Here is a 15,917-nt window from a genome sequence, read left to right on the forward strand (position 1 = left end):
CCCGCCACATCACCCAAAAACCCACCCGCACACACATAAGACGACCCAGAAGAATCCGGATCCGAATCGAACAACGAACCCAGATCCCAACCCCGGTCACTCGGGAAATCCGACACCACATCCACGCCGTCGCGCACCAACCCCCACAACCCCTCCGGGGAATCCACACCCGGAAAACGACACCCCACACCCACCACCACAACCGGATCATCGACCACGTCAGCCGAAATCCGACCTGATCCGGCGCGCACCGGATCAGCCGGTGCGCCGACCAGTTCCTCCTGCAAGGCGGCTGCCAGCTCGTTCGGAGTAGGATGGTCGAACACCGCAGTCGCCGAGAGGCGGAGTCCGGTGGCAGTGCTGAGGCGGTTCCGCAGCTCCACCGCCGTCAACGAGTCGAAACCGGCCTCCTTGAACACCCGGCGCGGGTCGATCACTTCCGGGCTGGAATGCCCCAGCACCGTCGCGGCGTGCTGCCGGACCAGATTCAGCAGGGCCCGGCGTCGCTCCGGTTCGGCCAGCCCGGTCAGCCGCCGCGCCACGCCCCGGTCATCGGACGCTCTCGGCAATGCTCGACGCCCTGGCCGCACCAACCCGCGCAACAGCGGAGGCGGCACCGCCCCAGCGGCCCGCAACCCAACCAGGTCGAGGCGCGCAGGCAGCAGCACCGGGTCAGGCCCCCGCATCCCGAGGTCGAACGCCGCCACCGCCGTCGCCGAGTCCAGGCCCACCATGCCGTCCCGCCGGTTGCGTTGGAGGTCCGCGCGCCCGAGGTGCGCCGTCAGGCCGCTCGCTTCGCTCCAGAAGCCCCAGGCCAGCGACACCACCGGCGCCCCTGCCGCGTGCCACCGCTGAGCCAGCCCGTCCAGCGCCGCGTTCGCCGCCGCGTAGTTCCCCTGCCCCGGATTGCCCAGCACACCCGCGGCCGAGGAGAACAACACCAACGCCGCCAGATCCAGCCCTCGGGTCAACTCGTGCAGGTTCCGCGCACCGTCCACTTTGGACCGGAACACCGCGTCGAACCGCTCAGGGCTCAACGCCTCGACCACGCCGTCGTCCAACGCCCCGGCCGCGTGCACCACCGCCGTCAACGGATGTTCCGCGGCGATTCCGGCGATCAGAGCGGACACGGCGTCCCGGTCCGCCACGTCGCAAGCCGCCACCTGGACCTCCGCGCCGAGCCCGGTCAGCTCCGCCACCAGGTCGGCGGCGCCCTCCGCCGCCGGACCGCTGCGCCCGCAGAGCAGCAAGTGCCGCATCCCGCGCTCGGCGACCAGGTGCCGAGCGACCAGACCACCGAGAGTGCCGGTGCCACCGGTGATCAGCACGGTTCCGTCCGGGTCCGGCTCGCGCGGGACGGTGAGCACCACCTTCCCGGTGTGCCTGGCCTGGGCGACGTGCCGGAACGCCGAGGACGCGCGCCGGAGGTCCCACGCCGTCGACGGCAACGGCGTGAGCACGCCACGCTCGCACAGCTCCACCAACTCGGTCAGCATCCGGCGGATCTCGTCGGGGTGCGCCTCGCGCAGGTCGAACGCCCGGTAGTCGACCCCGGCGGGCATCGCGGCGGCATCGCGGACATCGGTCTTGCCCAGTTCCAGGAACGCGCCCCCACGCGGCAGCAGGTCCAGCGAGGCGTCGACGAGCTCCCCGGTGAGCGAGTTCAACACCACGTCCACGCCTCGCCCGCCCGTGGTGGCGCGGAACCGGTCCCGGAACTCCGCCGTCCGCGAGGACGCCAGGTGGTCGTCGTCGACGCCCATCGCGCGGAGCACGTCCCACTTCGCCGGGCTCGCGGTGGCGAACACCTCGGCGCCGGCGTGCCGGGCGAGCTGGATCGCGGCCATGCCCACACCGCCGGCCCCCGCGTGGACCAGCACCGAAGGCGGGTTCGACGTCGACCGCAGACCGGCGATGTCGTGCAGTCCTAGGCAGGCGGTGAGGAACGCGATCGGGAAGGTCGCGGCCTGCTGGAAGGACCAGCCCGCCGGGATCCGCGCCAGCAGCCGGTGATCGGTGACCGCGACCGGACCGAACGCGCCGAAATCGCGGTCGAACGTGCCCATCACCCGGTCACCGGGTCCGAACTCGGTGACCCCCGGGCCGACGTCCTGCACCACTCCGGCCGCTTCGCCGCCGAGTCCTCGCTGCCCGGGGACCATGTCCAGGGATACCAACACGTCCCGGAAGTTCACTCCCGCCGCCCGGACCTGGATGCGAACCTGCCCGGGCTCCAGCGGGCCGAGGGCTCCCTGCGCCGGAACCAGGGCGAGTTCGGTGGCGGTGTCACCCGTGCTCTGCAAGCACCAGGCGGTGGTGTTCTCGGGCGGCACCAGTCCGGGCTCGTCCCCGGCGCGTTCCAATCGGGGCGCGAACGCGACGCCCGCCCGCACGGCGAGTTGCGGCTCGCCGCCGGCCAACGCCGCCTCCCACCCGCCAGGAGCGTCCACGTCGGCGAGCACCAACCGGTCCGGGTGCTCGGATTGCGCGGAGCGGACGAGTCCCCACACCGCGGCGGCGGCCGGGTCGCGCAGCTCGCCGTCGCCGTGCACGGCGACGGCACCACGAGTGACCAGCACGAGCCGCGCCGCCTCGAACCGCGGCTCGGCCAGCCAAGCCTGCACGAGCTCCAACGCCGAGGCCGCCGATGTCCAGATCGGCCGCTCGCCGGTGCGTTCCTCCTCGACATCGGCCAGCACGAACTCGGGGATCGCCTCGGCTTGCGCCAGCCGCCGCAGGTCCTCGGCGGCGCGGACCGATGCCGTCGAAACATCGCCGTCGCACGAGGGCAGTTCGGTCCAGCCGATCCGGAAGAGCACGTCGCGCCCGGGGCCGCCGTCGGCGACCAGGTGCGCGGTGTCCACGGGCCGCAGCGCGAGCGAACCGACCGCGGCGACCGGTGCTCCGGTGCCGTCCCACAACCGCAGCGACACCGCGTCCCGCCCGGCAGGCGTCGCGCGCACGCGGAGCATCGACGCGCCCGACGCGCGCAGCCGCACCTCGTTCCACGCGAACGGCAACGGGGTCCGTCCAGATGCCGCCTGCTCGGCGGTGCAGAAGTTCCCCGCGTGCAGCGCCGCGTCGAGCAACGCCGGGTGCAGGCCGTACCGCTCGGCGTCGGGTCGCTGGTCTTCTGGCAGGGCGACCTCGGCGAAGACCTCCTCACCTCGGCGCCACACCGCGCGGAGTCCGCGGAAGGCCGGTCCGTAGTGGTAGCCGTCGTCGTGCCTGCGCGGGTAGAAGTCGCCGATGTCGACGGCGGCGGCCCCCGGCGGCGGCCACTCCCCGGGCGCCTCGTCCGGTTCGGATTCGGCCTGCTCCTGGGCGAGCAGGCCGTGCGCGTGACGGGTCCAGGACTCGAAGGCGTCCGCGTCCTCCGGGCACGAGTACACCGACAGCCGCCGGCACCCGTGGCGGTCCGCGTCGTCCACGGTCAGCCGCAAGCGCACGCCGCCGTGCTCCGGCAACAGCAGCGGACGCTCGACGACGAGTTCGCGCAGTTCATCGGCACCCACCTCGGCACCGGCGCGGAAGGCGAGTTCCACGAAGGCGGTGGCGGGCAGCAGCACCACACCGGCCACCGCGTGGTCCCCGAGCCAGGGCGGCGCGGTGCGCGATGCCGCGCCGGTGGCGAGGAATCCGCCGGACTCCGGCAGGCCGACCAGCGCACCGAGCAGCGGGTGCTCGGCCGCGGTCAAGCCGGCGGCGCCCACACCGGACGCCACCGGGGCCGGGCCCGGCCAGTAGCGCCGGTGCTGGAACGGGTAGGTCGGCAGCTCCGCGCGCCGCGTGCCCGGGCCGCCGGTGGCGGTCGTCCAGTCCACCGGGACACCGCGGGCGTGCAGCTCGGCGGCCGAGGTGAGGAATCGCACCGGCCCGTCCTCGTCGCGGCGCAGCGTTCCGGTCACCACCACGTCCGCGGCATCGGCCGATTCCTGGACGCCGCCGGTCAGCACCGGGTGCGGGCTCACTTCGACGAAGGCTCGGCAACCGTGCTCCAGCAGTGCCCGGGTGGCGCCGTGGAAACCGACCGGGCGGCGCAGGTTCCGATGCCAGTACTCGGCGTCCAGGCCGGTGCCGTCCACCCATTCCCCGGAGACCGTGGAGTAGAACGGCACCCGCAGCGGCCGGGGTTCGAGCCCGCGCAGCGCGCTCGTCAGCTCTTGGTGGATCTCGTCGACCTGGGCGCTGTGCGAGGCGTAGTCCACCGGGATGCGCCGGGAACGCACGTTCGCGGCCTCGCACTCGGCGAGCAGCGCCGCCAGCGCGGGCGGTTCGCCCGAGACCACCACCGACGCCGGGCCGTTGACGGCCGCGATCTCCAAGCCGGGATGGTCGCGCACCCTGTTGCGCACGTCGTCCTCGGGCAGCGCCACCGACACCATGCCGCCGCGGCCGGCGAGCCGGTCGGCGATGATCCGGCTGCGCAGCACCACGACCCGCGCGGCGTCGGGCAGGGACAGCGCGTCGGCGACGCACGCGGCGGCGATCTCCCCTTGCGAGTGGCCCACGACGACGTCCGGCCGCACTCCGGCGGAACGCCACAACTCCGCCAGCGACACCATGATCGCGAACAGCGCGGGTTGCACGACGTCCACCCGTTGCAGTGCCTCGGCGTCGTCGAGCACGTCGAACAACGACCACTCGACCAGCGGCGCCAGCGCCGAGTCGCATTCCCGCATGCGTTCGGCGAACACCGGACTCCACCGCACCAGGTCGGCCGCCATGCCCGTCCACTGCGCTCCCTGGCCCGGGAAGACGAACGCGATACGTCCGTCCACATCGGACTTCCCGGAGATGAGGTTCGGGGCCGGTTCACCACGGCTCAGCGCCGCGAGACCGGCCATCGCCTCGTGCCTGCCGCCCGCCACCACGATCGCCCGGTCGCGCAGCGCGGCGCGGGTCGTCACGAGCGAGTGGGCGAGATCCGACGGTGCGAGTTCCGGCCGGTCCTCGAACCAGGAGTGCAACCGGGCGCCCTGTTCACTCAGCGCCTGTTCACCCGTCGCCGCGACCACCAGCGGGACCGGGCCTCCTGGGCCGGGGCCGCCGACCGGGGGTCCGGCCGGCGGGTGTTCGAGGATCAGGTGTGCGTTGGTGCCGCTCACGCCGAACGACGACACCGCCGCTCGCCGGGGACGGCCCGTTTCCGGCCACTCCCGCTGCTCGGTCAGCAACCGGACGTCACCCGAAGACCAGTCCACCTCCCGGGACGGCTCATCCACGTGCAGGGTCTTCGGCAACACACCATGCCGCATCGCCAAAACCATCTTGATCACACCCGCCACACCCGCAGCACCCTGCGTATGACCGATGTTCGACTTCACCGACCCCAACCACAACGGCCGATCAACCGACCTACCCTGCCCATAAGTCGCCAACAACGCCTGCGCCTCGATCGGATCACCCAACCGCGTACCAGTCCCATGCGCCTCCACCACATCCACATCCGAGGCGGAGAGCCCGGACCGCCCCAGCGCCTGCCGGATCAGGCGTTGCTGCGACGGGCCGTTCGGCGCCGTCAACCCGTTCGACGCGCCGTCCTGGTTCACCGCCGACCCGCGCAACACCGCCAACACCCGGTGCCCGCCGCGCTCGGCTTCCGAAAGGCGCTCCAACAGCAGGATTCCGACGCCCTCGCCCCAGCCGGTGCCATCGGCCGCCGCCGCGAACGCCTTGCACCGGCCGTCCGGGGCCAATGCCCGCTGCCGGGAGAACTCGACGAACGTGTCCGGAGAGGCCATCACCGTGACGCCGCCCGCCAACGCCATCGAGCACTCGCCCTGGCGGATCGATTGCGCAGCAAGATGAATCGCCACCAACGACGACGAACACGCCGTGTCCACCGTCACCGCCGGACCCTCCAAACCCAACGTGTAAGACACCCGGCCCGAAGCGACGCTGCCCGCCGTACCGGTGCTGCGGTGTCCCTCGCCCGCCTCGTCGTGCCCTCGGTTCCCGCTGCCGTAGTCGTGGTGCATCAAGCCGGTGAACACGCCGATGTCCTTGCCCCGCAACGAACTCGGATCAACACCCGCCCGCTCGAACACCTCCCACGACACCTCCAACAACAACCGCTGCTGCGAATCCATCGCCACCGCCTCCCGCGGCGACACCCCGAAAAACCCCGCATCAAAACCCGCCACATCACCCAAAAACCCACCACACCGCACATAACTCGAACCCGACACATCCGGATCCGGATCGAACAACGAACCCAGATCCCAACCCCGGTCACTCGGGAAATCCGACACCGCGTCCACGCCGTCGCGCACCAACTCCCAGAAGTCCTCCGGGGAATCCACACCAGGAAAACGACACCCCACGCCCACCACCACAACCGGGTCGTCCACCGGCGACACCGGACGCACTTCACCGTCCTTTTCGGACGATCGGTCCGCGTCACCCCAGAGTTCAGCGCGCAGCATCTTCGCGGTGGACGACGGTGTCGGGTGGTCGAACGCCAACGTGGCGGGCAGTCGCAGGCCCGTCGCCCCGACGAGCAGGTTGCGCAACTCCACGGCGGCCACCGAACCGAATCCGGCTTCCTTGAAGGAGCGGTCCGCGGCCACTCGATCCACTCCCAGCACCCGGGCCGCCGCTGCCCGCACCAGGTCCAGCAGCTCGCGCTCCTGCTCCGCTTCGGACAGCGCACCGATCCGGCGGCGCAGCGCGGCGGCGTTCGACGCGTCCGGTGACGGTGCGGCGGAGTCGTCGATCAGCTCGCTGAGCAGCGGCGGAACGCGCCGGTTCGAGGAGAACGACGGCCTGGTGGCCGACAGCGCAGGCTGCCCGGTGGTGAGCGCCGCGTCGAACGCCGCCACCACCTGCTCGTCGGTCAGCGCACCGAGGTCCGGCGACACACCGGTGTCGCCCTCCCTAGGCCCCCAGGTGAGCGACAGCGCGGGCAGCCCGTCCGCGCGACGCCGTCGTGCCAGCGCGTCGGCGGCGGCGGGTCCCGTCACCAGGCCGGCGCAGTCGGCCGCTCGCGAGCACAGCACGAACGCGGTCACGCCGACGATCGACTCGTGCAACGACTGCAAGCTGTCCGCATCGGACTGGCCGGGGTCCGCGTGCACCACCGCGCGGACCGGCCGTTCGGCGGTGGCCAGCACCGCCGCGAGAGCCGCCCGATCGGCGAGCTCGCAGGAGCGCAGAGCGACGGCCGCCCCGGCTCGCCGCAACGCGCGGGCCAGCTCGACCGCATCGCGGTCGCGTCGCCCCCCGGGGCTGAGCAGCAGCACGTGCCGGGCGCCGTGCGCCGCCACCAGGTGCCTGCCGAGCATCGCCGCCAGTGCGAGGTGGGCTCCGGTCACCACCACCGTGCCGGCGCCACCTCCGACGACCGGCGCCGCCTCGCCCGCGGACGCCGACGTCCGGGCCAACCGGGGTGCCAGCACCACTCCCGCTCGGACCGCTAGCTGCTGCTCACCGCAGTGCACGGCCGTGCGGAGCGCCCGCGCGGACGCGGCGGCGTCGAGGTCGACGAGGACCAACCGCCCGGGCCGGTCCGCCTGCACCGCGCCGAGCAGGTCCCACGACGCGGCCGAACCCGGTAGCGGGACGTCGTCCGATTCGCCGGCCGACACCGCGCGCCGAGTCGTGGCCACCACCCGGCCGCCCGCCGCCCGCTCGTCGTCCAGCCACGCCGCCACCTCACCGGACTCCGCCGCGGCGAACACCACCACGTCCGGCACCACTGACGCGTCCCGCAACGCGGCCACGTCCGGGAACCTCCGCACCGGGAACCCGTCCGCCAGCGCTTCGGCGATCTCCGGGCCGCCCACCACCGCCCACTGCTCCGCTGAATCCGAGCCGGACCGCACCGATGCCCGCGGCACCCACTCCGTCCGGAACACCGAGTCGAGCTGACCGCCGGCGGCGAGGAGCCGAGCGGGCAGCTCCAGCAGCACGTGCCGGGTGATCTTCCCGGACGCCGTGCGCGGCACCCGGTCGATCTCGTAGAGCTCCTCGGGCACCTTGAACCCCGACAGCTGCTCGCGGCACGCTTCGAAGATCGCCGCCGGGTCCGGGCCCCGCGGGCCCGGCACGACGAAGGCCACCGGCACTTCGCCGAGCACTTCGTGCGGCTTGCCGGCGACCCCGACGTCCGCGACCCCGGGAACCGTCCGCAGCACCTCCTCCACCTCCCCGGGGTGGATGTTCTCGCCCGCGCGAATGATCAACTCCTTGATCCGGCCGGTGATGCGCAGGTACCCGGACTCGTCCCGGCGGGCCAGGTCCCCGGTCCGGTACCAGCCTTCGCGCAGCACCGCGGCCGTCGCCTCCGGCTGGTTGTGGTAGCCGGCCATCACGTTCGGCCCGTGCACCCACACCTCGCCTTCCGCCTCCGTCGCCACGTCCTGCCCGGTGCGAGGATCGACGAGTCGCACGCCCAGGCCGGGGACCGGTAGGCCGCAGGAGCCCTCGACCCGGGAGCCGGTCGGCCAGTTCACCGCGATCGATCCGCACGTCTCGGTGCTGCCGTAGGCGTCGATCAGCGGTATGTCGAAGGTCCGCTCGACCTCGCCGCGCAGTTCCGCGGTGGTGACCGCGCCGCCGACGAGCCCCACTCGCAACGCCGGCGCTCGGAAGCCCTTGTCGCGGACCGCCCGCACCAGGTGGTGGTACGTCGTCGGTACTCCGGCGAAGACGGTGGACCGGTCCTCGTGCAGGGCGTCGAGCACCTCGTCCGGCGAGTACCCGTCGACGAGCCGCGCCGAGGCACCGACCGCGGTCACCGCCAGCACGCAAGCGATGTGCGAAAGGCTGTGGAACAGCGGCAGCGGCCACAGCACCCGGTCCTCCGGCGACAGCCCGAGGACCGGCGCGTAGCACGCCGCCACCGACCACAGGCAGTTGCGCTGGGTCGACAGGACGCCCTTCGGGGCGCCGGTGGTACCGGAGGTGTAGAGCATCCAGGCGATCTCGTCCAGGCCGAGGTCGTCGCGGGCCGGGACGTCCGGTTCGGCAGCGGCGAGTTCCGGGAACGACAGCACGTCCGGCGGCAGCTCGGCGGCCGGCGCGACCGCCAGCACGCCCAGGCCCGGACGGCTCTCCCGCAACCGCTGCAGCCGGTCGACGTGCGCCGCGTCGGCGATGACCAACCGCGCGCCGCTGTCGTCGAGCACGTGCGTCAGCTCCGGATCGGTGCACCGCGGGCCGATCGGGACGCCGATCGCGGCGGCGCGGGTGACGGCGTGGTAGCTCTCGACCGCCTCGACCCGGTTTCCCAGCAGCAGCGCCACCCGGTCGCCGGGCTGCACGCGGAGGTCGGCCAGGTGCCCGGCCAACCGCCGCGAGCGCGCCTCCAGATCCGCGTAGCCGACCACGCGCCGGGCGTCGCGATAGGCGGGCTTGGCCCCGAAGCGATCGGCGTGCTCGCGCAGGAGTTCGGACAGCGGACGGATCAGCTCGGTACGCAGCACGTCACCACACCTCTCGATCGGGTCACGGCCAGAAGTGGAGAGACGCGAGCAGTGCATCTCGACGACAGCCTGCCCCGGAACAGCCGTCGCTCACCCCCCTCATCGCCCCCTAGGGCTTCCGGGACGTGCCGCTCGACCGGTGGTGGCGGAAGTTCCGCTCCTGGCATGGGCCGACCGCATCGCGGTCGCCCGATCGGCACCGCCGCTTCCTGCCGGGTCACGCCTTCGGGGACGTCTCCGCCCGCGTCGGGAAACTCGTGAGCAGCTCCGCCGGGGACCTGAGCACCGCGTCCGGGTCCCGGCTCAGCAGCCCGGATTCGTCGGTCTCGCCCCACAACGCGGCCACCGCGGGCACCCCTGCGGCGCGGGCGCTGTCCAGGTCGGTCACCGCGTCACCGACCATGATCGCGGTCGAGGGCGGCACGTCCAGCAACGCGAGCGCGCGCAGCACGATGTCCGGTGCCGGCTTGGGACGCGCCACCTCGTCTGACCCGATGACGTGGTCGAACAGCGGCAGCAGGCCGAGACGGTCGAGCAGGGAACGGGCGCGGGGACCGCTCTTACCGGTGGCCACGGCCAGCCCGAGTCCCCGTTCCCGCAACGTCCGCAGCACCTCGGGAACTCCGTCGAACACCTCCACCCGGTCAGCCAGCCGATAGCTCTCCCGGACGAACGGTTCCTCCATTTCGGGCGGCAGCCGCATGATTCGCATGATGTCCGGGAAGTACCTGCCCAGGTGCTTGCCGTACTCCTCGAACGGAGCAGGGCCGTCGCCGACCACCTCGGCATAGGCGATGGTGAACGCTTGGCGCATCACGTCGAAGCTGTCCACCAGCACGCCGTCCAGGTCGAACACCACGGCGCGCAACGGGATTCGGGCACCGGGCCGCCCGGTCGTGTGTTCGGTGTCCATTCGAAGGAGTCCTTTCTGGACGGGTCTTTCCGGGAACCCCCGAGCCGTGGCGCTTTTCCGACCGCAGTTCGATTTCCGACGCACGTGCACGGGCAGGAACCGGGATGGGCGGGTTCACAGGGCCACCGGAGCCGCGGCGTCGCCGAGCGGAACTTCGCGGCCGGTGGCGGCCGAGGCGTAGACGCCGTCGACGATCCGCGCGGTGCGCCGCGCTTCGTCGACCGCCCGTCCCGCGCCCGTCGGATCGGCCAGCTGCACGGGCAGCTCGTCGAGCTGCCGGTCGTACTCCGCGCCGACCGGCACCGGCCGAAGCGGGATCTGCTCCTGATGACCTGATCGCAGGAGCACCAGTTCCGGGTTCGCCACCCGGTTCGGGCTGAATCCGAAGGTGCAGCGCAGGGTCGCCGCACCCGCGTCGCCCTCCACCCGGATCGAGGTGACGTCGCACGGCTCGTGGGAAGCCCAGCTCGCCCGCAGCGACACCGCGATTCCGGTGTCGGTGACCAAAAAAGCACGAACGGTGTCCTCCACGTCACCGCTCGGTGCGCGCCCGCCCGCGGCGTTGGCCGGCCGCCAGGCGGCGCGAGCGGCGGGCCGGGTGAGGAAGTCGCTCGACGTCGTCCCGATCACCCGGGTGGGCGCACCCGCGCCGAGCAGCGGCGCCGCGACGTCGAGCAGGTGCCAGCCGAGGTCCACCAGCGCACCGCCCCCGGCGAGGCGACGCCGGGTGAACCAGCCATCGGAGTCCGGCACCCCGCTCGCGCGCGTCCACGTCAGGTCGACGTACCGGAGCGCTCCGAGCCGGCCTGCCAGGTCGTGCAGCGCGCGCACGTCCGCGCGGCAGCGCGCCGCGCTGCCCGCCAGCAGCCGCCCCCCGCCGAGCCGTTCCGCCGCCGCCAGCCGATCGGCTTCCTCCTCGTTCAGGCACACCGGTTTCTCCAAGAACACCGGGATGCCCTGTTCCAGCAGGCCCACCGCGACCGGGCAGTGCAGGTGATTCGGCACGGCCACCACGGCGAGATCGACGTCTGCCGGATCGAGTTCGCCGGGCGCGGCCAGCACCGGCATCCCCTCCGCCGCGGCCCAGGTGCGCGCCGCCGGGTCCGGGTCGACCGCGGCGGCGACCGTGAACGCCGGATGCGCGTGCAGCCGCGGCAACCAGATCGATCGCGCCGCCCACCCGAGTCCGACCATGGCGACCCGCACCGGCCAAGCCGTCCGGGGGCCGGTGCCCGATGACGGGTTCATGACCCGCTGACCAGCTCGGACAGCACGGAAGCCAGGCGGTGCAGTTGCTCCGGTTCCGCCAGCAGCACCCGGTGGTGCAGCCACACGCAATCGTGTGTCAGCTCCTCCGCGTTCGGGCAACGGCGCGCCAGTTCGTCCACCGTCGCGTCCGGTGCACCGGTCTCCCAGAACGCGTCGGTCCGGTGCACGGCGCGAAATCCGACGAAGGCCGGAATTCCACGGGCCACGAGGGCGTCGACGAGCGCGGCCCGCCGCTGCTCGCTGATACCGGGCACCCGGAACATCGCCATGTAGCGCGGGTTGCGAGTGGTGCGCTGGTCCTCGGCCTGCGGCACCACGCCGGGGATCGCCTCCAGCAGCTCCCGCAGCACCGGCCAGCGCGTTTCGCGGCGCTGGATCTGCTGGTCGAGCCTGCCCAGCTGGGCACGCAGCACGGCGGCGGAGAACTCGTTGAGCCGGAAGTTCGATCCGGAACTGCGGTGGAAGTACCCGCGGTCTTCGCGCGGACGTCCGCAGCTGTGCCGGACGAACCCCTCCTGGGCGAGGTCGGCGTCCGGGAACAGCACCGCGCCGCCCTCGCCTGCCGTCATCAACTTCCCGTTCTGGAAGCTGAACGCCGCCACCGAGTCGAGTTCGCCGACCCGCCTGCCCTGCCACTGCGCGCCCTGCGCGTGCGCGGCGTCCTGAAGCAGCCGAACACCGGCGTCGGCGGCCAGCTTCGCCAACGCGTCCATGTCGGCGAACTGCCCTGCCATGTGCACCGGCATGATCGCCCGGGTCCGAGGTCCGATCGCCGACTCGGTGGCCGCCACGTCGATGCAGTACGTGTGCGGATCGACGTCCACCGGCACCGCGACCGCACCGAGCCGCTGCACCGCCTGGGACGAGGAGATGAACGTGAACGCGGGCACGATGACCTCGTCCCCGCGACGAACACCGAGCACCTCGAGAGCCAGTTCCAGCGCATGGGTGCCGTTGGTCACCGCGAGCGCGTGCCGCGCCCCGTGGTGCTCGGCGAACTCCCGCTCGAAGGAGTCGACCTCGCTGCCTCCCATCCGCCACCACTGGCCTTGTTCCAGCGCGCGGATCAGGCCGACCCGCTCGTCGTCGCCGAATTGCGGCCATTCCGGGAATTGCAGTCGTTCTCCGCCATCCGCAGTCGTGGTCATCCGCCGTCGCTCCTTCCTCGGGCCGGTCGACCGACCGGGAACCCGCCAGGCCGGCGGCACCGGTCCGCCGGACTGGATCGGACGTTAACCACGCGACGGGCCCGCGCTCACCCCCTACGCACCCCCGCATCACCCCGGTCCTCGCGGGTCACCTGATCGCACTGTTGCCCGCGCCGCCGTAGTTGGCACAATCCGTTGCGGGACAACGATTCCCGAAGCCACCACAGTTGAGGACGCGATGCCCGAGCTGCTGCTGCTGAACGGACCGAACCTGGGAATCCTCGGCCGACGGGAACCCGAGATCTACGGAACCGAGACCCTCGCCGACATCGAACGCTCGGTCGCCGCCGAAATCGCCGGTCATGGCTGGACGCTGCGGGCCCACCAGCACGATGCGGAGGGCGACCTCATCCGGACGATCCAGGACAGCTACGACACCGAGGGCGCGATCGTGAATCCCGGCGCGCTGATGATCGCCGGGTGGGGATTGCGGGATGCGCTGGCGAACTACCCCGGTCCGTGGATCGAGGTGCACCTGTCCAACATCTGGGCCCGGGAGAGCTTCCGACACGAATCCGTGCTCGCCCCCGTGGCCACCGGGATGATCGCCGGGCTCGGCCACCGCGGTTACCGGCTCGCGGCCAGGGCGCTGCTCGACCTCGACGACTGATCCGCCGCAGGCGCGGCAGGCCCCCCGGTGCTCAGGCCCGGAACGAAGCCGGTTCCCCGAGCAGCCGGGCTGCTCGGGGAACTTGCGTGGAGAAGCCGCGCGAGCCGGCGCTGCGGTCACCGAAGTCGCGCCGATGCACTCCCATCAGGACAGACGACATCCACCCGAGCGGCGAAGTTCTCGGCCCGTCCTGTCAGCGGCGAAGCCGCTGAGCAGCGACCACCATGCCCACCGGCATCGCCGCGGGTTCTCAGCGTTCTTCTCGCGAGGACGGCTTTTTCCCTCGTGGCGGGGCCACTCGGGAAAAAGATCCCGCAGCGAGAAGAACGCTGAGGTTCCGCCACCCCACCCCTACACAGGTCAGGGACCAGACGCAGGCAACACCCTTCCGCGCCATCATTCCGGGAGCAGGTGGAAGAACCGCTCCTGCCACAGGCTGTGCAGCTCGGTGCGCACCGCCGCGCTGAGCCCACCGACGACGGTGGCCGAGGCGGCGACCGTGGTGCGCCCGTCGACCTGCTCCAACAGGGCGAACAGCTCAGGTGAGACATCCGCCCGCGGCCCTCCGGGGCATTCCAGGTAGATCTGGTGGGTCCGCTGCGGTCGCCCGTTCGGGTCGATCCGCAGGCTGCGGTCCAACCTGGTGATCGGGCGGAAGTGCACGACGAGGCCGTCGACGGCGGGGGGTCCCGCCTGGCGGCGACGGATCAGGAAGTCCTCGACCACGAGGTAGTCGAGAGCGGTGGTGAGGAAAGTGGTCACCGCGTCGTCCACGGTCTGCACGATCGGCTCGGCGTTGTTGTTGAACGAAGTGTTCAGCAGCACGGGTGTTCCGGTGAGCTCGCCGAACGCGGTGACCAAGCGGTGGAACCGCTCGTTGCCGCCCGGATCGACGACCTGCACCCGCGCCGTCCCGTCGACGTGGGTCACCGCGCCGAGCTCCTCGCGCCGTTCCTGGGCCACCCGCACGACGAACGACATGAAGTCGTAGTCGGCCTTCGCGTCCGGAACCTCGAAGTAGGTGTGCAGGGCTTCGGGCGTGACCACGGGGGCGAACGGCCGGAAGCTCTCCCGCTTCTTGACCATCGCGTTGATCCTGGTCTGGTTCTCCCGCGGCCGGGCGTCGGCGATGATGCTGCGGTTCCCGAGCGCCCGCGGCCCGAACTCCGAACCGCCCTGCGCCCATCCGAGCACGGCACCGTCGGCGAGCAACCCGGCGGCCACCTCCACGATGTCGGCGGCGTGCTCCACTTCGACGAGCCCTGACCACGCCGACAGGGATCGCCGCACTTCCGCCTCGCTGCCCAGGTCCGGCCCCAGGTCGGCTCGGCGGAGCCGCGCGGGCGCGGCCCGCGAACCGCCCTGGTACTCCACGACCAGCGCCGCGCCGTCCGACGAGCCCGCGTCGTGCGAGGCCGGGTGCACGAACACCTCGTCGAACAACCCGGATCGCAGGATCACCCCGTTGAGGCTGCAGTTGTGCGCCACCCCGCCACCGAAGCACAGCTTGCGCAATCCGGTGCGTTCCGCCCAGTGCGCCAGGACGTGCAGCACGATGTTCTCCATCATCTGCTGCGCGCCGGCCGCGAAGTCCTTGTGCTCCTGGCCGAATTCCGTTCCCTTGCGCCGAGGGCGGAAGCCGTGCGGCAGGAACGCCGGTCCCACCATGTTCAACCCCAGGTTCCCGGGGCCGAGTTCGTAATTCCCCTTGTCCTGCAAGGAGTACAAGCCTTCGAAGATCTCCCGGTAAGCACCGGGGTCGCCGTAGGGCGCGAGGCCCATCACCTTGTACTCGTCGCCGAAGCCATAACCGAGTTGCTGCGTGGCGTTGAGGTAGAACATGCCCAGGGACTTCGGGATCGAGTACGTGGCGAGGCTCTCCAGCTTCCCCCGATCACCTCGGTAGACCGTTCCCGAATGTTCCTCGCCAGTCCCGTCCAGGATCACGACCAGCGCCTCGTCCAGCCCCGAGCGCACGAAGGTCGACATCCCATGCGCGAGGTGGTGCGGCGTGAAGTGCAGCCTGTCGTCGGGCAGGTCCCAGTCGAACTCGGCGTGCAGCCAGTCCTTGATGAGCTGACGCGTGTAGCGGATCGGCACTCCGCGGTGCTCCGTGTAGAGCTGGTTGAGCACCATGTCCTCGTGCTCCTCGGGGAAGTAGTAGGCCACCGCGTCGACCTCGGCCGGCGTGACACCCGCCCGGGCCAAGCAGGCGCGGATCGCGTTGACCGGGAATTTGGTGGTCTTCTTGATCCGGTTGAAGCGCTCCTCCTCGACCGCCGCGACGAGCTCCCCGTCGTGGACCAGGCAGGCCGCCGCGTCGTGGCTGAAGAACTCCGGCATTCCGGGTACCAGGTCGGTTTCCGCCGGGGAGAAGTTCCCGTTCAGTCCGAGCACCAGCATGTCGTTCACCGAACCAATCCGAATCGAGGGAACCGAACACCGATACGTGGCGCCACAACGCGGGAAGTCCGAACAGGACGAGTCGG

At 71.7% G+C, this 15,917-nt stretch carries 6 protein-coding genes; 1 reads left to right on the forward strand and 5 read right to left on the reverse strand.

Translation table 11 applies throughout. The features are described from left to right. The 4 genes from ACWD38_RS09005 to ACWD38_RS09020 form a co-directional block, all read right to left on the reverse strand. The coding region (locus tag ACWD38_RS09005; RefSeq protein WP_450123776.1) for an SDR family NAD(P)-dependent oxidoreductase at nucleotides 1–9,428 on the reverse strand (9,428 nt) is incomplete at its 3' end. A 217-nt stretch (nucleotides 9,429–9,645) separates the two neighbouring features. Continuing rightward, complete coding sequence (locus ACWD38_RS09010; protein ID WP_450123777.1) at nucleotides 9,646–10,341, reverse strand: HAD-IA family hydrolase; 696 nt, start codon at nucleotides 10,339–10,341, stop codon at nucleotides 9,646–9,648. Nucleotides 10,342–10,455: 114 nt separating this feature from the next. Further along, entirely contained in the window at nucleotides 10,456–11,589 is a 1,134-nt protein-coding gene (locus tag ACWD38_RS09015; RefSeq protein WP_450123778.1) for a Gfo/Idh/MocA family protein, read from the reverse strand. After that, nucleotides 11,586–12,758, reverse strand: coding sequence for a DegT/DnrJ/EryC1/StrS family aminotransferase (locus tag ACWD38_RS09020; RefSeq protein ID WP_450123779.1), 1,173 nt, complete (start codon nucleotides 12,756–12,758; stop codon nucleotides 11,586–11,588). The genes ACWD38_RS09015 and ACWD38_RS09020 overlap by 4 nt, the downstream gene beginning before the upstream one ends. A 238-nt stretch (nucleotides 12,759–12,996) precedes the next feature. Here ACWD38_RS09020 and ACWD38_RS09025 point away from each other — a divergent pair, with 238 nt between their 5' ends. Beyond that, nucleotides 12,997–13,428, forward strand: coding sequence for a type II 3-dehydroquinate dehydratase (locus ACWD38_RS09025; protein ID WP_450123780.1), 432 nt, complete (start codon nucleotides 12,997–12,999; stop codon nucleotides 13,426–13,428). A gap of 396 nt (nucleotides 13,429–13,824) precedes the next feature. On the opposite strand, the gene ACWD38_RS09030 is transcribed toward ACWD38_RS09025, so the two are convergent. Continuing rightward, entirely contained in the window at nucleotides 13,825–15,831 is a 2,007-nt protein-coding gene (locus tag ACWD38_RS09030) for a carbamoyltransferase family protein (protein WP_450123830.1), read from the reverse strand. Between the last annotated feature and the right edge of the window lie 86 nt (nucleotides 15,832–15,917).

The sequence above is a fragment of the Saccharopolyspora sp. NPDC002578 genome (genome assembly GCF_053592695.1).